The following is a 25,895-nucleotide window of genomic DNA, read 5'->3' as shown; positions in this document are numbered from 1 at the left end:
ATGAAATACACAAAACAAATTACTTTAGTGGGAGCTTGTTTCTTGGCACTGTCAACAACAACTTTTGCACAAACAATAGATAAGAGTCAGGCCGTTGGAAAAGGGTTATATGAATTGACTTACAATAGCGGTGATAATGGAGTTTACGTGGCTTCTGTAGTTGATTTCAAAAATAAAGAAGGTATTATCTACAAGTTGAATGGCAATACATTAGCTGTAGAAAGTGAAATCAATGTACAAGGAAATCCTGTATTTGGAATTGCGGTCAACGAAAAAACACAAAAGTTGTACGGAACCAATACCATTACCAATGCGATGACGGTAGTAAACTTGAAAACAGGGGAGGTAAAGGTAATTACCGGCACACATGAAAAAGGTCACAATAGAGAAATCGCTATAGATGAACGTACGAATACCATTTATGCTTCAGATACACAAGAAGAAGGGAGAATCTGGATCATCAATGGAAATAATGATACACTAGAAGGCTATATTGAAAATACAGGTGTTTTTACAGCTGGTTTGGCGTTTGATGCGAAAACAAACCAATTATACGCTACAAATATGGGAACAAATGAAGTAGCGATTATCGATCCGAAAACCAAAAAAGTAGTGAAGAAATTCGCTTCTGGAGGAGAGAGTCCTATTAATGTGGCTCTTGATGAGGTAGGAAGAAGATTGTTTGTTACTAATTCTTCTACGGGATTAACGATTTTACATGCTGATTCAGGTGAACTTTTAAAAGTAGTGAAATTCAAAGGTGGGTCTTTGGGTGTTAAATACGCTCCTACAGTAAATAAAATTGTGTTAGCCAATAGAGAAAGTGGTAAAACAGCTATTGTTGATGGTAAATCATACGAGGTTGTAACAGAATTAGAAACGGGATCTCATCCCAATACAGTAGCAGTTAATGTGAAAACAGGAACAGCCTATGTAACGAATAAAACAAAACGTATGCCTAAAGAGGAAGGAAAAGAACCTCAAGTGGATACCAAGGGTGATATTGTGAGTAAAATCCAATTGTAAGTTGAAACGTTAGATTTTAAGTTGTGAAAAGAGACTGTGATTGCAGTCTCTTTTTTTATGGAATGATTTATAAAGTTTTAGTTCATATCGTTGAGCAGAAAACCCCTAGAAAACTTTTACTTCAAACAGAAGAATCTTACCTTAGTAGGTATTACTTTTAGTTACTATCGATGAAAACCATCTATTATTATATTCCATTTATCAACTTATTAATTGCTGCTTTATTAGGCTTGCTGTTGAGAGCTGCTTATGTATTTCCTTTCGACGGTTTTACGTTTTTATATGTTTTACATGGACATTCTCATGTAGCGCTATTGGGATGGTTGTATTTACTCGTTTATGTACTATTGGTCGATCAATTTGCAGTAGACACGCCAAAAGAACATCGGTTTTATCGTCGTTTGTTTTGGATGACAGAAGGGACTGTAATCGGAATGGCGGTGACTTTTCCTTTTCAGGGATATGCAGCACCTTCCATCTTCTTTTCAACGCTGCATATAATTTGTTCTTATTTGTTTGTTTATCGCCTATGGCGTAGGGGAAGAGAGGGAAATCAACAACAACAACTTTGGATGAAAACAGCCTTGTTTTTTATGGTGCTTTCTACACTTGGTGTGTGGTGTTTGGGACCTGCTATTGGTATGATGGGCAAGGTTAGTGCTTTCTTTCAATTGTGTATTCAGTTTTTTCTGCATTTTCAATTTGATGGATGGTTTTTTACGGCCTTTATTGCCTTATTGTATCCATATTCCTTTTCCGCTTCTATACCACAACAAGCATTTAAAAAAGGATATGTCTTATGGATTGTTTCTATCGTGTTAACGTACGCCCTACCTATCAGTTGGTATGTTTCCGCTCCCAGCTTATATTACGTCAATGGTGTAGGGGTGGTGCTACAAGCGATAGCTTTGTATAAGCTTATTCAGCCGTTGTTGAAAAATGCAAAAGATAAATCAACAACTTCCATTTGGGAGAATCTATTATTCTTCCTAGCAATCAGTTGTATCGGTATCCGTTTAGTACTCCAATTGCTAACATTAGTAGAACCTTTTGCCGTAGCGTTAAAAGGACTTAGAGGATGGATTGTCGGATTCATTCATCTGAATATGTTGGGGATTTTTACGGCTCTAGGCTTGTGGTTGCTCATTCAAAAAGGAAAAATACTCTTAACCATCTGGACGAAAATAGGATGTATATGCCTCGTACTTGGATTTATATTGACAGAAGGTTTATTGGGGATACAGGGGATTCAACAATTTTTGCAGGTACCTTGGCTTGATGCCTATAGTATATTGCAGTTATTGTTTTGGTTTTCTGTTTTTTTACCGGTAAGTGTGGTTTGTTTTTTGATTGGAAATCGCAAGGTAGAGAGAGGAAATCGGATAGATGTAGGGGCACATGGCCATGTGCCTAATAACATGAAATAACTTTTTTAAAGCGACTACCAAAATAAATATAAAAGAGGTGAGATAAAGAGGAAAGAGGATAGAGGAATATGTAGGGGCAAATGGCCATGTGCCTAATAATATGAAATAACTTTTTTAAAGCGACTACCAAAATAAATATAAAAGAGGTGAGATAAAGAGGATAGAGGATAGAGGAATATGTAGGGGCAAATGGTAATTTGCCCATTATCCTGCATAATAATTGGAAAGAAGATAGAGGTGAAATTTCTAAATATTGAAAATCTACACAAAAAAACAAAAAGGCAAATAAACCAATGAGATAAAGAGGTTCCCTCACCACCACACCAACTATCTCACCTAGTTTATAGTATCTCATTAGGTTTATGTTTTGTTTTGGTGTTCGATGAATCTCCACTGCGTTCCGATTTCACCACCTCAATTCTCAACCAACAACCAACCAACAAAAAAAAAGCTGGTATAAAACCAGCTTTCTTATTATGCATCGAGATTTCTAATTTGTTGTAATTTATCTTGCCAGATTTTCAACTCATCTCTGTATTTTTCAATGTTTTTATTCACTTCCTTCACTAGTGGATTATCTTTTGTAGCATTAGAAACATAAGCTAAGTTATTTTCTAATTGTAGAATTCCACTTGTAATTTCCTCAATCTTGCGTTGAATGAAGATAGCTTCTTGCTGTAATTTGCGTTTGTCATTTGATTCTAATAAATCATCTAATTTATTTGAGAACTTCATGGCTTCAGCCTCTCTTTTGCTTAGACTTAATTTATCGAACAATACATCCAAGATTTTATTGAATTTACCCTCAATAAAACGCTTGTTGTGTGGTACATTTCCGATGCTTTTCCAGGTATTTATTTTTTCCTTAATCGCATCTAAGTCTGCCTTATGCTCACCAATTAAATTGAAAGACTTCAACTCCTCTAAGAATTCTTTTTTCTTGTTGTAGTTTTCATTGCCTTCTTGGTTCTCGCTATTTCTAACAGTATGCAGGCGATCGAAGTAGTAATTACAAGCATCTTTGAAGTCTTTCCACAACTGATCAGAATATTTTCTTGGTACGTGTCCAATTTTTTTCCAATCCTCTTGAATTTGCTTCATGATAGGCGTTACTTTATCGTATTCTTCGCTATCCTTGTATTTTAAAGCCTTTTCAATTAAAGCCAGCTTATCGTTATAGTTCTTCTGTTGAACTTTCTTTAAATCTTTATAGAATTTATTCTTGTTGGCATTGAAGTTTCTTGTAGCCAATTTGAACAAGTTCCATACTTCTTCATTATTCTCTTGAGGCACTTTGCCAATAGAGAAGAAGTGATTGCGTAAATCTTCTACTTTTTTAATCTCTTTTTGCCATTGACTATGAGAAGTAATCTCTTGTCTAGACAGTATATCGATTTGGCTAATCACTTGAACTTTTAATCCCAAGTTTTCTTTTTCGCCTTCGCGTAAATTCTCAAATAAGGATTCGCGTTTATCGTGTAATTGTTTAGTTAAGTCACTGAATCGTTCCCAGATTTCTTCTCTGATTTCGCGATCAACTGGACCAATTTCTTCTCTCCAAATGCGGTGTAGCGTTTGCAGTTCTCTGAAGGCTTTGATTACATCATCTTCTTGTAGTAACTCTTCCGCACGTGTAATTATCTTTTGTTTTTGATCTAAATTGTATTTAAAATCTAAATCTCTGGATTCTCTGTCTAAGTGTAGTTGATCGTAAAAACGCTCTATATGGAAGTGATAGTTATTCCAAACATGATTGTATTTATCTTTTGGAATCGCTCCTGCATTTTTCCATTCGTCTCTTAAATCACCTAATAGCTTAAGCGCATCGACTTTATTTTCACTAGCGTCTACAAGATCTTTAATGCGATCAATAATATTTAGACGTTTGTTTAAATTCGACGTTAAGTTGTTTTGCAATTCTTTATAATACGAATTTTTCTTCGTCTTAAATTCATTGTAAAACGCATCGAAAGTGGCTTTTATTGGGAGGTTGTATTCAAAATCACTAGCATTTGCATCGGGATTCTCCTCTAAGAAGGTTTCTCTTTTTTCGTCTATTAAATCACTGTATTTTCTGTAGAATTCTTTTTTGATATCTTCTACTAAATCTTTGATGTTTGTGATTTTATAGCCTTGCGTAAGCTTTTGCAACTCCGTAGCAAGCTGTTCCAAATCTAGCTTCTCGTAGTCAAGGATTGTGATGTCATTTTTTTCATGTACATCATTGTCTTCGCCTTCTTCGGCATTTGATGCAATAATGGAATCTAGAGCTTTCTCTCTTTCAGCAAGATCTGCAGAATTTGGCGTATTTGATTCCGGATTTTGTCCATCTGCTAGCTCGTGCAGGTTTTCATTCTTTTGTTCTAACATAGGTATAAAAATCTTATAATTAACAACAATAATCCTTGCTTAGGATATTTCTAATATTCTCAAATTTAATAAAAAATATCTAAAGTAAAAGGAAATAATACGATTAATACGCGATAAATAATCTTGTTTTGTCCGTTTAATCTTGTTGAAATCGCTTAGACCATATTTTATATGCTTTCTCTGCTTGTAGGACTAGCATTTCATGCCCGTTTTTAATGGTGGCTTGTTGTGCCTCAGCTAAGCGCAAAAAAGCCGTTTTCTCTGGATTGTAGATTAAATCATAGACCAAATGTTGCGCAGTTAGGTATTCATATGGAATATTTGGCTTTTCCTCTACTCGAGGATATGTTCCTAAAGGTGTTGTATTGATAATCAAGGTGTATTTGGTTAGAATCGCCTGCGTTAACTCTTCATACGTCAATTCATTGTCTTGTTTCGTTCGACTGACAAATTTATATTTGATCCCCAATTTCGTTAAAACATATTCAATGGCTTTACTCGCTCCTCCTGTCCCTAAAATCAATGCATGGGTATGCTGCTTTTTTAATAATGGTTTGAGGGAATGATAGAAGCCATACCAGTCGGTATTATACCCTTTAAGTCTGTTTTTTTTCGTGATGCGAATGGTATTCACTGCTCCAATAGTTGCTGCCTTTGTAGACAAACTGTCTAAATAGGGGATAATCGCTTGTTTATATGGAATAGTGACATTGAGTCCCTTCAGATTGTCAAAACGCTCTAAGATGTCGTTAAATTCACTAATTTTGCTTAAATCAAAGTTGCTGTAAAGACTATCTGTTAGCTGCAGTTTTTTAAATTTCTCGGTAAAGTAATTTTGAGAAAATGAATAAGCAATATCTTTCCCAATTAATCCGTATTGTTTCTTAATCATAGCATGGGTATTAAAGTGAAATAGCTATTCATTATGTTGAATAGCTATTGTTTTATGGGGTGTGATTTTTAATGGCTTGTTGTAATAAGGCGTTCTCCCATTGTGCAGGAAATAATGATTCAATGATAGACACTTTTTCAAAATCTGAAGCAAATCCTTTTTTCAGCCAAACTAGAGCTTCTTCATTTTGGTGAGAAGCGAAGTGATAAACGGCTAAGCGGTAGTAAATCTCTACTGCATGTGGATGAGTTTCTTCAATTTGCAATAACTTATCAATGGCGTTGTCATATTCTTCTAAAAGATAGAGGATATCCGCCCAGTCCATCCAATAATCAAGGATGTATTCTCCAAGTTCAGTTGCTTTGCGATAGCCAATTTCTGCTTCTTTAAATTGCAACAAATTGCGATTTAATACCGCGTATCTGATCCAATAACGCTCATTGAGTTCATCAATATTAATGGCCTTTTGTAGGGTAACTAAAGCTTTGTCAAATTGACTTTCTTTGATGTAGATATCGGTTAAAGCAATCCAACCTTTGTCCAACATCGGATCTTCGTGTACTGTTTTTTTGTAGTATTGAATCGCTAAAGGGAAGTTATTCAAGGCTTCATAACAAATACCAATGCGCAATAATACATAAGAAGAAGGAGCATCCAGCTCAAGCGTAATCATATAATTATCAATAGCCTCTTGGTATTGTTGTAACTTTTCTAATGATTTTCCTTTTTCGAGATAAGCTCCCAAAAACTGTTCGTCAATTAGTGTAGCATAGTTGAAGGCCCAAACGGCTTTTTCGTAATTCTTTTGGGCGTAATATTGTCTTCCCAATTGATGCCATGCAATCTCGCTATATGGATTCTTATCAATGAACGAATTTAAATACGAAATAGCAGCTTCGTTTTCATTTAAGAAATCAAAACAGTAAATAATATTATATAAGGTTGATTGATCTTCATCGTCGTTTTCTAAACACAAAATAAAGCTTTGCTTGGCTTTTTCAATTTCGTCAATAAACAAATATTCCATGCCCAGAAGGGAATAGATATCTGCTAAGTCTTCGGTAATAGTCAACGCTTTTTCTAAGGCCTTGATAGCCTCTAAGTGATTTCCTTTTTTTGAGTATATACTCGCTCTATGGATGTAAACCTCGTCGTTGTTTGGTTCTACTTGTTCTATTTCATCAAGCAGACGATCGGCTGCTTCTAATTTATTTTGAAAAATTAATATTTCAACTTCAACAAGCTTTAAGCCTATGGAAGTAGGATGTTGGTCCAAAGCTAATTTTAATGCTTTCTTGGCCAAGTTAATCTTACCTGAATCTAGGTAATGAAGTATGATATTCTCAAACTCTTCCGAATCAAAAAACAAAATTTTATTCGTTTTGAGCATTGACTCAAAACGAGCAAGTGATAAGTTGTTTTCTTCTTCTTCGTTTTTATTGAAATCCATTGCTTTTTATTAGTGCGTTAATGAAAAAGTTATAATCCTAACTCTTTTTGAACTTCATCTAAAGCTTCTAAAATCATGGCACAACCTTCTTTTATTTCTGTTTCGCTAACAGTAAGTGGTGGGGTGATGCGAATTGCTTTTCCTTCGAATAGAAGCCAGAACAAAATTAGTCCTTTTTCTTGACATTTTAAGATAACGCGGTTAGTAATCTCACTGCTCGGTGTCATTGGAGCAATCATTAATCCTCTTCCTCTGATTTCTGTAATCAAAGGGTGAACAAGTAAACGTCTGAAGAGTTTTTCTTTTTCTAGTACTTGTTCCATAAGGTCAGTTTCTACAAGCTCTTTTAAGGTAGCTAAACTAGCTGCAGCAATCACAGGATGTCCTCCAAAGGTTGTAATATGACCAAATTTAGGGTTGTCATATAGCAAGTCCATGTGAGCATCACTCGCTGTAAAAGCGCCACAAGGCATTCCTCCAGCCATTCCTTTTCCCATTACGATAACGTCGGGTACAACGTCGTAATTTTGGAAGCCAAACAAGGTTCCTGTACGACCAAATCCCGGTTGAATCTCGTCGACAATCATCAAGGCACCCACTTCGTCACAACGCTTTCTCACTTTGGTAAAGAAACCATCAAAAGGTTCTACGAAACCAGCACCTCCTTGGATAGTCTCTAGAATAATACCTGCGGTACGTGTCGTGATTTTTTCTAAGTCTTCTACGTTGTTGAAATGAATAAAATCAACATCGGGTAGGAGGGGACGAAAAGCTCTCTTGCGCTCTTCAAATCCCATAACACTCATAGAACCCATCGTATTGCCGTGGTAGGCATTGAAACACGAAATCAATTGACTTCTTCCTGTGACGCGTTTGGCTAATTTTAAGGCTCCTTCTGTTGCTTCGGTTCCTGAATTTACCAAATAGGTTTTATTCAACGGAGCAGGAATGTTCTCTGCTAAAATCTTACAGAATTCTACTGCAGGGTCTTGGATGTATTCGCCATAAACCATGACATGAGAATATTTATCTAGCTGATCTTTGATCGCGTTGTTTACTTTTGGATGCTGATGTCCCAAAGTACAAGCCGAAACCCCCGCTACGAAGTCTAAGTATGCTTTTCCGTTTTTATCGTATATATAAGACCCTTTTGCATGGGAAATTTCCATCGCTAAGGGATTAGGTGAAGTCTGTGCTTGGTATTTAAAAAAATCTTCTTTCATTTTATTTAGAGGCTTTTTTATCTTTTGTTGGTTGAGGTTCAGCTCCTGGATTTAAAGTTTCTTTCTGAACTTCTATCGGGTCATCTGCCTCTTTTTGTTTTTGTTCTCGTTCTTCTTTTTTATCTACTTCATCCTGAATTTCTTCCTCACTGAAAATCTCAGCTAGCGTGTTGATTTTTTCCTCGCCCCGCCAAAGGAAATCCTTCAAGAATCTCGCATTTTCTGGTAACATATTATCGGGATAGAGTTGACTTTCTGGAGAGACGAATAGTGTTACACTGCTAATCTCATTTTCACTAAAACCAACGTTAATATGGCTACAAATTCCTTTGTCTATACCGATAAATTCATTCTTTTCATTGTAGGCATAGTAAATCATCTCCGCATTTTTAACCAAATCCAGTTCACTGAGCTTGTTATCTACAAACTTGCCGTAGAGATTGACCCCCTTCACTTGGTTGTATCCTGTGCCTATCGTATCTTTTTCAATGATAAAAGCATTGTTGAGCACTTTAAGAGAATCCATTTGATTGGTCTGTAAATTGCTGAGTAGATGCATTACTTCACCTGTCACTTGGCTATCGCCATTCCACAAAACAGGACGTCCAATCATTTGAGTTAATCCCAGTTTTTCACTCGAGTGGATCGAATCGGCTTTTCCACTCATACTATCTCGAAAGATTCGAGCATCGTGATACCCGCGAATAATACGGTCTTTTTCTGGTCCAGTCAGTACAATGCGCTTGGCGTGAAACCAAACGGAATCTCCTTCTTCTGTAAGCATGCTAACCAAAGCCTTTTGCGTGACAAACATGGAGTCTTTTAACTTGTAAAGTTCTGCATAATGCCCCGTTATTCTTGATTTGTTGAGGGTGTCTGTAATGCGCACATGATTGGTAGCAGATGCAAATTCATTGAGCTTGTTATAGTAAATGGAATCGCCTTCTATCTTGCGTTTATCATACCAGATATAGGAATTCTTGACCATCTTACCCAAGTCGTGTTTCACGTCGTAATAGCCGTTTTCGGTATAGATATAATCTTCTTTGTTGGTAATTGTTGACGGACCAAATACATAAGCATGCTCTGGTACTTCATAAAAGTCCAAATGGTTGGATTTAACAATTGTTCCTTGTGTGGTGGTAATCGTAACAGCAGTGAAGAATTGAAACTTCTTTTCTGTTAACAAGTATTTTCCAGATTTACTTTTTAATACATTTCCCTTGTTTACAATGGTTCCCGGTGTATTGTAGTAAATTAAGTTTTCATTGCGATTAAAGCGCAAGGTATCTGTTTCTAAGGTTGAGTCAGGAGAACGTACAATGACATTTCCCTCTGCATAAGCAAAACCGTTGATTGCATTGTATTCCGCGTATTTACTGTCTAAGAATAGGGTATCCCCTTGATTCATTCGCACATCACCCAAAAGTTTGATGTAGTTCTCTTTTTCAAAGTAATAGGCTTTGTTGCAATTGAGGATGATTCCATTGTGCTCTGCCGTGATATTTCCTCTTAATAAGGTCGCATCGGGCAACTCTGTTTGGTTGCGATCTGATAGATCCGCGTGATGAATGATAATCTTATTTTTATCTTGACTAAAACTAGGAATGCTAATTAACGTAAATAGGATAAAGAAATATAATGTTCTCAAGTCTATATTTTTTTTCAAATTTAAACAAAATATGCGAAGTTTAATTTGACTTAAGAAGAAATTATGGGTTATCCCTACAGCGTGATGGGTTGTAGCGTGTCAGTTAAGGGTTAAGATTGTAGGGGTTGGTCTCTTTTTTTAAAGCTTTTCTTCATGCAAGTCAATTTTTAGGTTTACAAAATTCTTGGTACGAAATTTGTTTAGGTACACAAGCAGTATGCTGGTAATGAATAGATCGAAAAAAATAGTGTTTTTGTTTGATTTTATTGAATATTTTGTTGAATTATAGGTGTTACGCGTAAACTTAACGAAGACGAATGACAAAAGCATATGGGGAACTTCCAAAAGAAGTATAACGGAATTACTTTGAGCCCCTATTTAAGTACAAACTGTTTATTTTTGAATACTACGTCCTGTTTTATTTCTTGCTAAAGATGAATGAAATAGGAGATAGAGGAACGGAGGTAAAGACTGCAGGCTTATAACTCCATTTCAATCCATATGCGATACTATAGTTTTTACTTGTTGATAGATAAAAGGGAAGTTTTCCTTTCTATTCACTCTTAAATTTAGCCCTACTGTTTTAATCTGTATATAGGCGTCAAGCCTAGATAACCCATATCAATTCTTTTGTTTGAATACCTAAGATAATTAGACTCTTGCTGATTTCTTCTCCCTTAGTGTAGGTGAACTAGAAAGAAGGGTTGGGTTTTAGATGTACTTACTACGATACGAGCTATTGCCTCTAATGAATCACCAATTAAATTTAATTATTATGAAAGCAATACAAGAAAGTACCTTGAGAATAGCCGTGTTTTTTGACGGCACTGGAAACAATAAAACAAATTCGGGAAGCGATCCCATCAAATACGGAAACAAAACCAATATAGCGAAGTTGTTTGATGCTTGTCAAATTAGTGATCGTTTCTATGTCGAAGGAGTGGGAACCTTAGACAACAAAGATGATTCTATTTATGCTAAAGGAACAGGCAACAATCCTATAGGATATTCTGGATATTCATATACAGATAAGCTCAACAAGGGAATGGATTATTTTAAGGAGATGAGAGAGAAAAATCCGGGGGTGACTTTGGAGTTCTTAATTTTTGGTTTTAGCCGTGGAGCTACCTTGGCACGTGATTTCGCCAAAAGGATTTTAGCTGATTCTCAGGTTAAGATTGCCTATTTAGGTATTATGGATACGGTTGTTTCGCTTTTTACTCTAACTGTGTCCATTCATTTTAACGATAGTGAGTTGGAGCGAATAGATCAAATCTTGCATCTGTGTGCCATGAATGAATGTCGTTACTACTTTTCTTTGACGAGTATTCTGAGTACAGAAGATTTAGGCGCCTTTGTGAGGTTAGAAAACCACTATACCGCTAAAGTAAAGGAAATCTATGTTCCAGGGGCACATGCAGATCTAGGGGGCGGTTATGTCTCCGATGTAGAAAATGTATATTTAAATGAAATTAGAGCCGAAGAAGTGTATTTAGCTTCTAGTTTATCCATTATTAAAACAACAGTAAAAGACAACTTATCGTGCTCTATTTTTCAGCCAATTTGGGAGTCGCTTATGGGCTCTAATGTATTCATTAAACCGTATACAACACTATTTAATTTGGTGTCTGAACGTCCACGTGTAAAAATAGAATTAGCTTTTACTTATTTGGAAGTAATGGTCTCTGTTGTAAATACGTATTTTAATTCTACGGTATTTATGCATGAATCGTCCGTCGAAGATGAGCATCTTTTGCAACTACGCGATGATATTATAACGTACGTAAATTCCAATGTGCCCCTTAAAGGACCTTGTTACAATTACAGTGTTCTAACTGATTTTACCCATATTTCAGCTAATTTTGGAAAAGAAGGAACAGGAGTTAACAATTGGTTAAACACTTTTGATCCAGAGCTTTTGGAGAATGAGATTCAAGAGATTAAAACGGCTAATCCGTCTCTTAATGACGAAGAGTATGATGTGAATTTTATCTTATCTGCTTTTGGTTTGCCTTCGTTTTTTGTCAATGCCCCTGCTAACCCGCAGTGGTTTAGAGAAGTTCACTATGGCAGATCTTAATAAAAGAGGATAAAAAAATCCCACTTCATATGAAGTGGGATTTTTGTTATTTTACAATGGTTTGTTTTCTATCAGGACCAACAGAAACAACTTTTACTGGAATTTCAAGGTAGTTTTCAATGAATTGAATGTACTCTTTTAATTCGATAGGCAGTTGTTCATAAGACGTCATGCCTGTTAAGTCAGCGTTCCAACCTTTGATATCTTCGTAAATAGGCTCTACGTTTTCAGGTTCGATATTATATGGAAGGTAGTTGATTGTTTCTCCTTTGTAAGAGTATTTCGTACAAACTTTTAATGTTTCGAAACCAGATAAAACGTCTGCTTTCATCATGTAAAGTTCAGTAACACCATTTACTTCTACAGCATATTTTAAAGCAACTAAATCTAACCATCCACATCTTCTAGCACGACCAGTAACAGAACCAAATTCACGTCCTACAGAAGCCATAGTAGCGCCTACTTCGTCGTGTAATTCTGTTGGGAATGGTCCGCTTCCAACGCGTGTAGTATACGCTTTGAAAATACCAAATACTTCTTGTACGCGATTAGGAGCAATTCCTAAACCAGTACAAGCACCAGCTGCTGTAGTATTTGAAGACGTTACAAAAGGATAGGTTCCGAAGTCAATATCCAATAACGATCCTTGTGCTCCTTCAGCTAAGATTGTTTTACCATCTTTCAATGCGCGATTCAAGTACTCCTCGCTATCAATGAAAGTTAATTTTTGTAATTCTTTAACTGCTTGGAAGAATTCTTCCTCTAATTCAGCTAAATTGTATTGCATGTCCACATCGTGGAATTTAATCATTGATTCATGCTTATCTGCTAATGCGCGATATCTTTGCTCGAAATCCTCTAATTCAATATCACCAACACGAAGACCGTTTCTACCGGTTTTGTCCATATACGTAGGACCGATTCCCTTTAATGTAGAACCGATTTTTGCTTTTCCTTTTGCAGCTTCAGAAGCAGCATCAAGTAAACGGTGCGTAGGAAGAATTAAATGCGCTTTTCTAGAAATCAACAAACGATTAACAAAATCGATGTTGAATTGCGCTAAACCTTCAATTTCTTTCATGAAAACAACAGGGTCAATTACCACACCGTTTCCGATGATGTTGATTGAATCTTTATGAAAAATACCAGAAGGAATTGTGCGAAGAACGTGTTTAATTCCGTCAAATTCTAAGGTGTGTCCTGCATTTGGTCCACCTTGAAAGCGTGCAATAATGTCGTATTTTGAAGTAAGGACATCCACAATTTTTCCCTTACCTTCATCACCCCACTGCAAGCCAAGTAGTAAATCTACTGCCATTCTTTTGTGTTGTTAAAGTTTTAAATTAGTTGTGTTAGGATTCAGACTCTTCTTCATTCGTCTTTCTATTTCCATAGAAATACAACGAGTGATTGTGAATCTCAATATTAAAAATATCTTCTATTGTTTTTTTAATTGTTTGAATACGAGGATCACAGAACTCAATCACTTCTCCTGTGTCAGTTAGGATGATGTGATCGTGTTGTTTGTCGAAATACGACTTCTCGTAATGCGCTTGGTTTTGTCCAAATTGATGTCTTCGAACTAAACCACACTCTAATAAAATTTCAATAGTATTGTACAGCGTTGCTCTACTAACTCGATAGTTTTTATTCTTCATTTTGATGTACAAAGACTCAATATCAAAATGCTCCTCACTATCGTAAATTTCTTGTAAAATAGCGTATCGTTCAGGCGTTTTTCGATGACCTCTTTCTTCTAAAAATTTCGTAAAAACGTTTTTTACTATTTCTTGATTATTCTCGCTTCCCATAACTAAATACTAAAATGCAAATATAGTTGTAATTTCTCTTGTGAGAAAATTAATTGATTGATTATCTTTTTTAAATTAAATACAGACAGGTGTACTGTGTTTAATTGGTGTTTACACGAGTGACTTTATCTACTCCTTCGATTTTCTTAATATTGGTGATCATCTTTTTCAGAATATCGTTGTTTGGAACGATAACCGTAATCGATCCTTTAAATAAACCTGCATTTTCACTCAAGGCGATACTGCGAATGTTTACAGCTTTACTCTCCATAATAATCTTGGTAATTTCCGTGGTTAAACCTGCGGAATCTAATCCAGTAATATTAATGGTCGCCTCGAAATTCAACGAAGTTGAAGAAGCTACCCAATGGGCTTGCATAATGCGGTAAGCGTAATTTGAACGCATACTAATTGCATTAGGGCAATCGGTTTTGTGTACTTTTATTCCTTCGTTAATGGTGACAAATCCAAAAACATCGTCTCCTGGAATTGGATTGCAACAAGTCGCTAATTTGTAATCCAATTTCTCTTTATCTTTTCCAAACACAAGTAAATCCAGTGCTTTTTTATCTTCGGTTTCTTGAACAATTGGAGTAGAAGGTGTTCTCTTAATGCTTTTCTTGAAAAAGTTAAAGAGTGTATTGTTGCGTTTGGATGCATATTCTTTTAACTGAGCATTGTCAATTAAACCCGCACCAACGCGATAAAATAAATCTTGACTTGTTTTGAGTTTGAAATGATTCACCATCTCATTAACTGTTGTTTCGTCTAGATTAATTTTTAAGTGTTTTAGCTTTCGTTGTAACTGTTCTTTTCCTTCATCTGCAATTTTTTTGGTATTCTCGTTTAAAGAGCTTTTGATTTTATTGCGAGCTCTACTAGTCGTCACATAATCCAGCCAATTGACATTGGGTTTTTTATTTTCTGAAGTTATAATCTCCACTTGATCTCCACTAGATAAGATATGGTTTAGTGGAACAAGACGCCCATTAACACGGGTTCCTCTTGTTTTTAAACCAATCTCCGAGTGAATGGCAAAAGCAAAATCTAAAGCAGTAGCTCCTTTTGGAAGAGATTTAATCTCTCCTTTAGGGGTAAAGACGTAAATCTCTTTTGCATAGAGACTTAATTTAAAGTCTTCAACGAAATCAACGGCATTGGTTTCTGCGTTTTCAAGAGCCTCTTTCAATTGGTTTAGCCACAAATCCAAACTGTTTTCTTCCGTAACTCCTTGTTTGTATTTGTAATGTGCCGCATAACCTTGTTCGGCAATTTCGTCCATGCGTTCACTTCGGATTTGTATTTCAACCCAGCGTCCTTTAGGTCCCATAACGGTGATGTGTAAGGCTTCATATCCCGTTGATTTAGGAGATGAAATCCAATCTCTTAAACGACTAGGGCTAGGACGGAAGTGATCTGTCACGATAGAATAAATTTTCCACGCAATGAATTTTTCTTCGTGCGGGGTTGATTTATAAATAATGCGCAATGCAAATTTATCGTATACTTCATCAAAGGTCACATTTTGTGCCTTCATTTTGCGTCGAATCGAATAAATGGATTTCGGTCGACCTTTCATCGAATACTGAATGCGTTCTTCATCAAGGGATTGTGTCAAGATATCAGAAACCGATTTGATATAAGCTTCTTGCTCTTCTTTGGTTTCCTTCATTTTGAGTACAATGTCTCTATACACTTCAGGTTCGGTGTATTTTAGGCCTAAGTCTTCTAGTTTTGTTTTGATGTTAAACAATCCTAAACGATGGGCGAGTGGTGCGTAGATATACAGTGTTTCTGAGGCGATTTTTGCCTGTTTGTAATCTACCATGCTCTCCATGGTTTGCATATTGTGTAAGCGATCGGCAATTTTAATAAGGATTACGCGAACGTCGTCATTTAAGGTCAGCAACATTTTACGGTAGTTTTCCGCTTGCATGGAGATATGGGAATCAGGCTCTAACATAGCCATTTTCGTTAATCCCTCTACAATCTTAGCAATTTTGGGATTAAACCACTCTTCAATTTGTTCCACGGTAATATCCGTATCTTCGACCACGTCGTGCATTAAAGCTGCTGCGATTGAGGTTGCACCTAATCCAATTTCAGAAGCGACAATTTTTGCAACGGCGATAGGGTGAAAAATATAGGCTTCCCCAGATTTTCTGCGTTGATCTTTATGTGCATCAACGGCAACGTCAAACGCCTTTCTAATTAATTTTTTATCTGCATCAGATAAGGTTTGATAACTGATTTTCAGTAACTCCTTGTACTCTTTTGCTATTGCCTTATTTTCTAATTCAATTTCTGCTTCTGTCATACTACTATTAATCGATAAAGATATACTAAATGTAAGAAAAAAAGCCTGTATATGCAAGTAGGGGTGTATCGCAATACACCCCTACTTGTTGTTTTTTTCTATGGCTTTCGGAATCGCCAATTTATTTTTGTAGTTTAGAATACAAAGAATACCCCTCCGTTAATTTGAACATTGTTTCCTGGTCCTCCACTTAGGTTCTTTTTGCCTAAAACTTCAAGGTTTAATCCAAAGCGATTGATAAATAAATCACGGTTGAATTGTCCTGTTTTGAATAATCCAGTGTCTGATAACCAGATGTTTACTCCTCCACCAAAGTTGAACATCGCTTTGTCATCTTTGTTGAATTTTGTATAACCCAATCCTGTTTCAAGATAAGGATCAACAATGGGAATGTTAAACAAACCTCCTAGGCTGTACACCATAGTCGCATCAACAGCAAAAACGTTAAATTTATCGTGTGCCACTTGTCCATTAACAATATCATTGGTCTTTACTTCACTAGACAATACACCTAGTTTAAAACTGATGTTTTTCCCGGCATAGTATTCTACGGATAATTTAGGTAAAGTAGCCGCTTTTAATTCGTCAAAATTTGTGGGATCATCCCAACTAAAATTATTGTTAAGCATACTCATTTGAACGTTTACTTTCCAAGGATAGTTGTAGTGTAAACGCTCTTCGTAATTGTATTTTGGCTTAAATTGAGCCAGGGCTGCTTGAGTAAAAGAAAGAAGTAAAGTAAGGGTGAATAAGTTAAAGAATCTGTTGCTTCTTTTCATAGCGCTTCGTCTGTTTTAGTTTTTGTTAAGGAAAAATTAATAAAAATCAAATATAAATAAAATATACTTGTTGTAATGCGAGATTAACATTTTAATTCTATTAACTAAAAACGTCAACTTGATTGCTTTATTGTTAGGAACTACTTACATTTCTTTCAGAAGTATATTTAAGCATCTTGTTTTGTATCGGAAATTAACAATTCTCTAATTAATACAGATTGAGGAAGCTCATAGGTAAACTTAATGGTTTTAGCTACGTCAGCAGCCGTAATATTAACTGCACCTACGGATTGCTTCCAATTTTCGTAATTTTCAATAATTTCAGGTGTTGTGGTATGACTCAATAATTCAGTTTCAACTGCTCCAGGTTCAACGACAATAACGCGAACATTGTGTGGACTTAACTCCAAACGAGCGGTTTGTGTAACTCCTCTCACAGCGTATTTACTAGCGCAATAAGCGGCGTGATTGCCAAAAGGCATGACACCAGCCATTGAAGAGATGTTAATAATGGTTCCGTGCTGTCTTGCTTTCATGTCATTCATGACAATTTGCATACCATTCATAACACCAAGTACATTGACATCGAGCATTTTCTTCCACTCTGCTGTATCTTGTATTGCCAAGTCACCCAATAACATAATACCTGCATTGTTGATCAATAAATCCGTTTTACCGTATTGGGATTCTGCTTCTCGAACGGCCACCTCAAAAGCTTGTTTATCAGTAACATCGACTTTTCTACAAAGGGTATTGGGAAGATTAAGGGCTTCCATTTTTTCGATTCTACGCGCTAAAAGTAGCAGGGGATATCCATCCTGAGCAAAGGCTTTTGCTAATTCAAGCCCAAAACCAGAACTAGCCCCCGTAATAACAATTAAATTCTTTTTCATCATAATGTGTTTTATAGGCAAGATAAGCAATAAAACACTTGATTCAAAGCATACGTTTTTTTCGGGTAGGTTAGGGGTACTCGCGTTCTTAGCTAAAGTTGCGTTGTCTTTTTGCTTCATAAAGCAAAATAGAAGCTGCAACAGAGACATTCATCGAGTCAATCGTACCACTCATTGGTATAATAATATTCTGTGTACTGCTTTCGCGCCATGCTTGGGTTAATCCCGTTGCTTCAGTTCCTACAACAAAAGCAGTAGGTGCAGTGTAATCTTGGGTGTGATAACTACATGAATTTTGTAAAGTAGCTGCATAAGTGTGAATGCCACGTGCTTTTAAAAAGGCAATGGCTTCCTCTGTGGTGGCTACGGCAATTTGATTGGTGAATAAACAACCCACACTAGAGCGTATGATATTGGGATTGTATAAGTCTGTTCGCGGATTAGCAATGATGACCGCATCAATATGAGCTGCATCAGCTGTGCGTAACATAGCGCCAATATTTCCTGGCTTCTCTGTAGCTTCCGCTACTAGAATAATAGGGTTTTCTGGTAATTCTAAGTGTTCTAAGGCATGTGTTTTGGTCTTTGCTAAAGCCAAAACTCCCTCTGTAGAATCGCGATAGGCCAATTTTTGGTAGACGTCTTTGGTAATCTCAATACACTGTATCTGTTGATTGATAAAGGATTTTAAAGACTCGAAAGATACAATAGCTGGACAAAATAATAAAGTGTCCAATTGGTAGCCACCTGCTTGAGCAAGTTCTAATTCTCTCAGTCCTTCAATGATAAATAAGCCCTCTTTCTTTCGCGTCCTCGCTTTCTCTTGTAGTTGAAGAATATTTTTTATTAGGGGATTTTGTGTGCTTTCTATTTTTTTTGTAATCATAATTTAGAAACCTTTTGCCTTGATTTTTAGGTACATATTAATCGTTTCAATGGATAGATTTTGCGGAGTAGTCAGAATACTCTGTATGCCGTATTTGGTCAATTCATTGGCGATTAAACGCTTTTCAAAGTTAAATTTTTCTGCAACAATTTTGTCTATAATTTCATCTGTATTTTTAATCTTCTTTTCTGTAAGGGCTTTGAGCTCTGTATTCTCAAAGAAGATAACCACCAAGACGTGACTCTTTGCCATAGCACGTAAATAGGGTAATTGTCGTTCTAAACTGGAAAGGGATTCAAAATTTGTGTACAGCAACAATAAACTGCGATGCGTAATACTTTGTTTCACTGCGCTGTATAGGTGGCCAAAATCGCTTTCACTAAAATTAGTTTCCAAGTTGTATAAACTGCTGATAATCTTTTGTAAATGTGTGCGTTTATTTGATGCTGCAACGATATTTTCTACTTTCTTTGAAAAAGAGAGCATTCCTGCACGGTCGTTTTTCTTTAAAACAACGTTTGAAATAGCCAGGGTAGAGTTAATGGCATAATTGAGTAAAGACATTCCTTCAAAAGGCATTTGCATTAATCGACCTTTATCGATAATCGAATAAACGGTTTCTGTATTTTCATCGAGGAATTGATTGACCATGAGTTCGTTTTTCTTGGCCGTTGCCTTCCAATTAATGGTGCGTATATCATCACCCGAAACGTATTCTTTGATTTGTTCAAATTCAGTCGTATTTCCTATTTTTCTCAATTTCTTTAATCCAAAAGCGTATTTATTTTTGGCAAAGGCAATCAAATCGTATTTCCTCATTTGAATGAAAGATGGATAACACGGCAACATCTGACCTTCAGAAAAAATATAGCGTTTTGCTACTAATTGTAAGGGCGAATTGACGTAAACATTGAGCTTTCCAAAGTGATATTCCCCTCTAAATTTAGGCGATACTACATAGGTTAATCGCTTGGTTTGAGCTATTTGCAGTGGTTGCTCTAACAAGAAGTCGCGTTGTTGAAATTGAAAGGGAATTTCATCAATGATTTGACAGTTAACAGAAAAATTGTAGTTATTGGTCAGTTGAATCTCAATGGGATTGTCATCTCCATTGGACAATTTTTCGGGTAAATAACGCTGTGCAATCAATTTATCCTTACCGCGAAATAACACGAGATAATCCGTAAGAAGGAGCATAAACCCCACGCCAGCAAGTCCCCATGTTATGGTAAATAAAACAGGGAATAGGAAAGATAGGATAAACAGTACGATAAGAATACCGAATCCTATATAGACGCGTGGAAGTAGAAAAAGGTTTTTCATTAGGATCCTCTTTTATCTTGGAATATCGATGGTTTCTACAATTTGTTGGATAATATCTTTGGCTGTAACACCTTCCATTTCGCGTTCTGGCGATACAATTACACGGTGTGTCAACACGGGATAAGCTGCTTCTTTGATATCTTCTGGTGTAACAAAATCTCTATTGTTAAGGGCTGCATATCCTTTGGCTGCATTTAAAATAGCGATGGAGGCTCGAGGAGAAGCTCCTAAATACAACATGGGATTGGTACGCGTTTGGTGTACAATTTTTGCAATGTATTCCATTACTTTTTCTTCTACAACAATCTGTTTGACTAGCTTTTGGAACGCTATAATTTCACTTGGTGAAATTACCTTGTTAATCTGTGTGGTTTTTTTCTGATCCAAGAAAGCGTGTTCTTTGACCAAAATATTAATTTCTTCCTCTAAAGAAGGATATTCTACGTCAATTTTGAATAGGAAACGATCCAATTGCGCTTCTGGTAAACGGTAGGTTCCTTCTTGTTCGATTGGGTTCTGTGTGGCAATAACCAAGAAAGGCTGATCCATTTGAAATTGAAGGTTGTCAATGGTAATTTGTCTCTCTTCCATCACTTCAAACAAAGCAGCTTGGGTTTTGGCAGGAGCGCGGTTTATCTCATCAATCAATACTAAGTTTGCAAAAATAGGTCCCTTCTTGAAATCGAAAGTCGCCGTTTGCATATTGTACACTGAGGTCCCTAAAATATCCGAAGGCATTAGGTCAGGAGTGAATTGAATACGACTATACGTGGTATCAATAGTTTGAGATAATACTTTAGCCGTTAGTGTTTTGGCAACACCAGGAACGCCTTCTAAGAGAATGTGTCCATTCGCTAATAACGCTACCAATAAGCGATCAATCGTTTTGTGTTGACCTACAACTACCTTGCTTATTTCGTATTTAATAGCGGCAATTTTATCCGTTAAAGGCCCTAGGTCTAAACGAGATTCAAAAGCTAAGTTATCCGATTGTTCTGGTGTATGTTCTGTTGTATGTTCCATCGTATTTTAGTCTAATATTTTTTTGGTTGCTTGATGTAATCGAACGAGATCTTCTTCGGTTGCTAAATAGCTTGTGCGTCTGAATTCGTTCACTAGGTTGACAAATGCGAGAATATCGGCTTTGTCTTTGTTGGTTTTTAGTTGATAATGGTAGACAAATTTTTCATCCAATACCGTTGTATCAATATAGTAAATTCGCCTGATTTTTTCTAAAGAGTAAATAATGCTCTTGTGTATTAAATCATTGTAATCTTTGGACTGAATATACAAATTTGAAACGGTTTTGGTAAATGCTACGGTTGTATTTTTAACTGGTGGAATGATAGGTATGATGCGTTGTCTGCGTTTGGCTGTAAATAATGTGAATACGATTAATCCAATTAAGAAGAAATACCAAGCCCATTTCAAAGCGGGGTTAGCAAAAATAAAGCGCAAAAGTGAGCTACTCTCTTTGAGTTCTCCGGATTTTAAAACGTACATATACGTCAAGTCGCGTAGAGGAAGGTAAGAAAGTACACTTTCGATATAGAGGTGGTTATTGCTATTCAACAAATAGTAATTCGTGAAAATCAGAGGAGAACTACTGAGAATTAATTCTCCTTTTCCGTGTTTGATTCGCACTAAATTTACTTGTTTGATGCTGTCATTCACCAAGCGATAACCCAAGATTTCTACGTTGTTTTTTATACTGTCTAGAATTTCAAAAGATCGAGGATTCAACGAGTTTTTTACGCGGAATTTTTGTTTTGTTAGCTGTTGGTTGGTAAGCGATAAAACGCCTTCTGTTTTTTCGCCAAAAGCATCTGGAATTTCAGCACCATTTTGCAATCCAAAAGCTTTCAGAAATGAATCTTTTGGGTTTTCAACTGCAATAAAAGCCGTATTGCCTGAAGCAATGTATTTTTTAAGATGCTTCGCTGTGTATTCGTCTAAATCTGCATAACCACCAGATATAAGAATTAGGTTACTGGTTTTTACAGTATCGTAATCGGGTTGATACAAAAAGTTAAATACAGAAGAAGAAAATCGAGTGAGTTTCTTTGCTTGAAGTAATTGCGCGGCTTCTTGATCAAAAATATATAATCCGTAGGGGTTTTTATCTTTGTTGTTGAAGGTTTCGGACCAGTGCATGGGTTGCTGTTTTCCTCTTTCGTAAAAGAATACACAAGTAACCAATATCAACAGGGCAAGGCCAAACTTTTTTAAGGAACTGTTCATGGTTTACTTGTTTTTAAGTTTCAAATCAAAAGAGCTCTTCGCTTTGAAAAAATCTTCATCGGTTAGTTCATATTCTCCATACCAAATATTGTTGTAGAGATAGGAGAGGTAAGAGAATTCTTCTCGTTCTCTTTCTTCTTTTAATTCATAGGTATAGTCTGCATTGGTTTTTTCTGGTGCCCATACAATTTTTTGCTCTTCTTGTAGGCGTTGTAACAACCAAAGATAGTACAAGCGAATGGACAAACGATACTGCTTTTGTTCCAACGCTTCTGCCACCAATTGTTCAAAATTAGTGGTTTTGAAATCCTCCGTTGTAATATTTTCCAATGCACTGATTTTTTTGCCTTTCTTTTTGATGATCCAATAGATGTCTTTTTGGATAAAGGCTTTGGCCAAGTAGTAAATAACAAGTCCTAAGATAAAGAAACCGAGTACGCGAAGAAAAACAACATAATAGAAGTGGTTGAGCTCTTCTCCAACTTGTTGGACAAAGTTGCGGTAATACCAATTGCGTATGGCTTGTTTGATTCGATCAAACAAGCCCTCTTTTTTCTCTACTTTTACATAGGTAAATTCTGGTTTTCCTTTATAGTTATCTTTGAATTTCGCTTTGAATTTTCTCTCGTTAACTGCGCTGTTTTTATCCTGTAAAAGAAAAAGAGAATCCACTGTTACTACTTTTTTAGGAGTAGTATCAGAAAGGATAACTTCTTCTACTTCTGTCGGACAATCGTCGCAATCGTCATCCTCTGTTGTTTGGGCGTGTACCGTAACCGTAAACAACAAGCACAATAAGATCGATAGCAAAGAAAGGGGCAGGCGTTTATTCATTATTTGAACCAATACTGTCAATTTTACTTTTTGTAAAGAAATTTTCTTCTTTTTCTCTTTCGCTATAGTAGATAATCCCTTGGTTGATAAACATAATATTTTGTGCTAAAGTAGCCAATAAGATATAAATGAAATACAATAAGACAATGCCCCAAGTTAAAGCTGTACTAAAAGTAGCACTTTCTGTATTCTCTAAATCTAAAAATGCACTACTCCCCAAAGTTAGTACTTGAATAATCATGGATGGGATAAAGGTGATTAAGGATGTAATAATATAAAAAATAAAGGTATTTCCTATAATCGTCCAATAATTGTAACGTACGTATCTGATTGCATTTCCATAGGCTGTAAAGAAGCCTGTGTTTTTAGTTAGGTATTCGAAAATGGCTAGAGTAAAAATCGAGTAAAATGTTGGAATCATTAAAATTAGAATCGGAATTCCAACAATAAGAAAAGCCAAAAGTACAGAAATATAAAACATCAATATCGCTAAAGGAGCAATAATAAAGGTCGATCCCAATAGAAAAACAAGGATTGAACCTAGTTTGCTCTTCATCTGTTTGCCGATTTGATTTGGATCGGCAGGTTGTGTTTCTATAGCTAAACCGAGGTTTTTCATGTAGAGAACAGGGTATGAATAGCAAATTATTCCCATGATAAAAGCGACTAATAAGGCACCAAAAACGGCAAGGATAACAAGTCCAATGTGATTTTCAAAAAGCGTAGTGATAAATGCATCTCCTTCAAATCCACTTGAATGAGAAGCGGTTACTGCTGAGGAGATGGTTACATCTGCCAAAAGGTAAATGAGTACCAGCATGAGAATAAGAGGAATTCCACACAACTTTAAAAAGTGTTTGAAATAATTTTTCCCCTCTAATCGCAAGAAGGTAAAAGTGTCGCTAACTAGCGCGCTGAAATCACGTTTCTGAAATAATAAAAACATAGCAATTGTTTATATAAGGTTTAGTTTTTTTACTAATCGTTTGGGGTAAAGAAAGAAATAGAACACGATAAGACTAAAGGTACTGAGGATGATGGCATAATTGAGTACATCCGGCATTGATTTGGCATATCGGGTGATAAATCCTTCAATGAATCCCGCTAAAATGGTAAAAGGAATAGTGGCGATAAAGATAGTTAAAGCATCTTTAAAACCTATTTTCAGTGAATTGACTCGGGATAGGGTTTTAGGGAAGAGCAAACTCGCACCTAAAATAAATCCAGCAAATGCTTCAACTACCATAGCGGTTATTTCTAGGGCTCCGTGTAACCAAATACCGCGTACACTCTCCATAAAGGCATTTTCATTAACGAAAAAATACTGGAAGGTTCCCAACATTACTGCATTGTAGAAAAGAAAGAGCAAGGTTCCCAATCCTGCGGTTAAACCGAAAAGGAAGAAACGCAAGCCTACATAAAGGTTGTTGGCTGTAATGCCAATAAAACTTCCCCAATTACTACCTGACTGATACACGGCCATTGCATCCTCTTGATCAATATTGTCAATAGTAGCATTGACATAAGAATCACCTAATACATTTCGAGTAAAATCAGGGTCGTAGTGGGTTGAAATTATACCGATGGCGACGAAGACGATAAAGAGCAATAGGGTGAAGTTTAACTTGCGTCTGTGGCGATAAACCGCTAAGGGAACATCGTATAGAAAGAAGCGTTTTATTCTATTTTCTTCAATTCGCTTTGTTTTGTATATTTTTTGGTAAGTTTGTATCGCCAAACTGTTTAAATATTGTGTAATTTTACTATTGGGATAAAAAGTTTTGGCATATGCTAAATCATTCATGATCTGCATATACATTGATGCAAGATAGTCTGGTTTTTGCGTTTGCAAGGAATAGAGGGCCTTTTCGTATGAAAGCCAGTGTTCTTTATTTTTTTTAATAAACGCGACTTCTCTCATGCTGTGATTAGTTAAAAATATATTTATGGCTAAATTAACAATAAATACAACACAAAACATAGAAATTGATTTTAAAGCAGCTTCAATAGGAGAGCGAATTTTAGCTTTTTTATTGGATATGATTTTTAAAATTCTGTATTTTATCGTATTTTATTATCTCAATACTATCTTTCATTTTTCTAATCTTTTTCCCGATGACATCTGGTCTATTAATGCCTTTTTTATCTTAATCAGTATTCCCGTGATCTTTTATACGGTCATCTTTGAGGTACTCATGCAGGGATCAACACCAGGAAAGAAAATATTGGGAATCAAAGTCATCAAGATTGATGGGTATCAAGCAACAGTTGTCGATTATTTTATTCGTTGGATTTTTAGAGTCATCGATCTTTTTATTGGAAATGGAATTATTGCCGTAATCAGTATTTTGGCTACTTCCAAAAGCCAACGATTGGGAGATTTCTTTGCGGGAACTACTGTCATAAGCACTAAGAATAGGGTGAGTTTGTCTACCACCATCTTCCAAGAAGTAGAGCAGGAATATAAACCTTTACTACCTCAGGTGATTCGCTTATCAGATGCGGACATTGGCGTGGTGAAAGAAATTTATTTGAAGTATATCAAAAGCCGAGATTATTCTTTAATCAAAGCATTAGCCAATAAGCTGGAGTCTGAACTAAAGGTAGATCAAGGGCAATTGGCGTTAAATAACCAAGAATTTGTAGAGTTAGTCTTGAAGGACTATAGTCATTTTACAGGTAAAGAGTAATA

General features: G+C 36.1%; 21 protein-coding genes. 4 read left to right on the top strand and 17 right to left on the bottom strand.

Translation table 11 applies throughout. The annotated features are described in order from the left end of the window. Window positions 1-1,026 carry a YncE family protein gene (locus HX004_RS13630; RefSeq protein WP_286443148.1) on the top strand — a complete coding sequence of 342 codons (1,026 nt, stop codon included), beginning with the start codon at window positions 1-3 and terminating at the stop codon, window positions 1,024-1,026. Between the two features lie 170 nt (window positions 1,027-1,196). Then, window positions 1,197-2,453 (top strand): hypothetical protein, encoded by a 1,257-nt coding sequence (locus HX004_RS13625; protein ID WP_286443146.1) that lies wholly within the window; start codon window positions 1,197-1,199, stop codon window positions 2,451-2,453. 474 nt (window positions 2,454-2,927) lie between these two features. On the opposite strand, the gene HX004_RS13620 is transcribed toward HX004_RS13625, so the two are convergent. The 5 genes from HX004_RS13620 to HX004_RS13600 form a co-directional block, all read right to left on the bottom strand. Next, window positions 2,928-4,823 carry a DUF349 domain-containing protein gene (locus HX004_RS13620; RefSeq protein WP_286443144.1) on the bottom strand — a complete coding sequence of 632 codons (1,896 nt, stop codon included), beginning with the start codon at window positions 4,821-4,823 and terminating at the stop codon, window positions 2,928-2,930. Between the two features lie 136 nt (window positions 4,824-4,959). Continuing rightward, window positions 4,960-5,715: a shikimate dehydrogenase family protein gene (locus HX004_RS13615; protein WP_286443142.1), complete on the bottom strand. Its 756-nt coding sequence runs from the start codon at window positions 5,713-5,715 to the stop codon at window positions 4,960-4,962. 52 nt (window positions 5,716-5,767) lie between these two features. Further along, window positions 5,768-7,165: a tetratricopeptide repeat protein gene (locus HX004_RS13610; protein WP_286443140.1), complete on the bottom strand. Its 1,398-nt coding sequence runs from the start codon at window positions 7,163-7,165 to the stop codon at window positions 5,768-5,770. Between the two features lie 29 nt (window positions 7,166-7,194). After that, entirely contained in the window at window positions 7,195-8,388 is a 1,194-nt protein-coding gene (locus tag HX004_RS13605) for an aspartate aminotransferase family protein (protein WP_286443139.1), read from the bottom strand. 1 nt (window position 8,389) lies between these two features. Continuing rightward, on the bottom strand, window positions 8,390-10,039 hold the full coding sequence (locus HX004_RS13600; protein ID WP_286443137.1) for an OstA-like protein: 1,650 nt from the start codon (window positions 10,037-10,039) through the stop codon (window positions 8,390-8,392). A 775-nt stretch (window positions 10,040-10,814) separates the two neighbouring features. Here HX004_RS13600 and HX004_RS13595 point away from each other — a divergent pair. Next, the gene (locus HX004_RS13595; RefSeq protein WP_286443135.1) at window positions 10,815-12,119 is read left to right on the top strand and encodes a T6SS phospholipase effector Tle1-like catalytic domain-containing protein; all 1,305 of its coding nucleotides are present in this window, start codon (window positions 10,815-10,817) and stop codon (window positions 12,117-12,119) included. Between the two features lie 46 nt (window positions 12,120-12,165). Here the strand turns inward: HX004_RS13595 and HX004_RS13590 are convergent, their stop codons facing one another. From HX004_RS13590 to HX004_RS13535, 12 genes are all read right to left on the bottom strand, one after another. Continuing rightward, window positions 12,166-13,437 (bottom strand): adenylosuccinate synthase, encoded by a 1,272-nt coding sequence (locus HX004_RS13590; protein ID WP_286443134.1) that lies wholly within the window; start codon window positions 13,435-13,437, stop codon window positions 12,166-12,168. 34 nt (window positions 13,438-13,471) lie between these two features. After that, window positions 13,472-13,930, bottom strand: coding sequence for a Fur family transcriptional regulator (locus HX004_RS13585; RefSeq protein WP_002991826.1), 459 nt, complete (start codon window positions 13,928-13,930; stop codon window positions 13,472-13,474). Between the two features lie 100 nt (window positions 13,931-14,030). Further along, on the bottom strand, window positions 14,031-16,247 hold the full coding sequence (locus tag HX004_RS13580) for a RelA/SpoT family protein (RefSeq protein WP_286443133.1): 2,217 nt from the start codon (window positions 16,245-16,247) through the stop codon (window positions 14,031-14,033). A gap of 134 nt (window positions 16,248-16,381) precedes the next feature. Then, window positions 16,382-17,026, bottom strand: a complete 645-nt coding sequence (locus tag HX004_RS13575) for a hypothetical protein (protein WP_286443132.1) — start codon at window positions 17,024-17,026, stop codon at window positions 16,382-16,384. Window positions 17,027-17,193: 167 nt separating this feature from the next. Next, window positions 17,194-17,919 carry an SDR family oxidoreductase gene (locus HX004_RS13570; RefSeq protein WP_286443131.1) on the bottom strand — a complete coding sequence of 242 codons (726 nt, stop codon included), beginning with the start codon at window positions 17,917-17,919 and terminating at the stop codon, window positions 17,194-17,196. 88 nt (window positions 17,920-18,007) lie between these two features. Continuing rightward, a complete protein-coding gene (locus HX004_RS13565) occupies window positions 18,008-18,805 on the bottom strand; it encodes a TrmH family RNA methyltransferase (RefSeq protein WP_286443130.1) in 798 nt (265 codons plus the stop codon). A gap of 3 nt (window positions 18,806-18,808) precedes the next feature. After that, window positions 18,809-20,128, bottom strand: coding sequence for a DUF58 domain-containing protein (locus HX004_RS13560; protein WP_286443129.1), 1,320 nt, complete (start codon window positions 20,126-20,128; stop codon window positions 18,809-18,811). 12 nt (window positions 20,129-20,140) lie between these two features. Then, window positions 20,141-21,151, bottom strand: coding sequence for an AAA family ATPase (locus tag HX004_RS13555; protein ID WP_286443128.1), 1,011 nt, complete (start codon window positions 21,149-21,151; stop codon window positions 20,141-20,143). Window positions 21,152-21,157: 6 nt separating this feature from the next. Continuing rightward, complete coding sequence (locus HX004_RS13550; protein ID WP_286443127.1) at window positions 21,158-22,369, bottom strand: DUF4350 domain-containing protein; 1,212 nt, start codon at window positions 22,367-22,369, stop codon at window positions 21,158-21,160. Window positions 22,370-22,372: 3 nt separating this feature from the next. Next, window positions 22,373-23,203: a DUF4129 domain-containing protein gene (locus HX004_RS13545; protein ID WP_286443125.1), complete on the bottom strand. Its 831-nt coding sequence runs from the start codon at window positions 23,201-23,203 to the stop codon at window positions 22,373-22,375. Next, a complete protein-coding gene (locus HX004_RS13540; protein WP_286443124.1) occupies window positions 23,196-24,149 on the bottom strand; it encodes a hypothetical protein in 954 nt (317 codons plus the stop codon). Before HX004_RS13540 ends, HX004_RS13545 begins: the two co-directional genes overlap by 8 nt. 9 nt (window positions 24,150-24,158) lie before the next feature. Continuing rightward, window positions 24,159-25,124 (bottom strand): stage II sporulation protein M, encoded by a 966-nt coding sequence (locus HX004_RS13535; protein WP_286443123.1) that lies wholly within the window; start codon window positions 25,122-25,124, stop codon window positions 24,159-24,161. Window positions 25,125-25,149: 25 nt separating this feature from the next. Here HX004_RS13535 and HX004_RS13530 point away from each other — a divergent pair, with 25 nt between their 5' ends. Next, window positions 25,150-25,893 carry an RDD family protein gene (locus HX004_RS13530; protein ID WP_286443121.1) on the top strand — a complete coding sequence of 248 codons (744 nt, stop codon included), beginning with the start codon at window positions 25,150-25,152 and terminating at the stop codon, window positions 25,891-25,893. Window positions 25,894-25,895: the final 2 nt, after the last annotated feature.

The sequence above is a fragment of the Myroides sp. 1354 genome (assembly GCF_030324495.1).
Classification (GTDB): Bacteria; Bacteroidota; Bacteroidia; order Flavobacteriales; family Flavobacteriaceae; genus Flavobacterium.
This window is presented reverse-complemented; position numbering and strand designations above follow the sequence as displayed.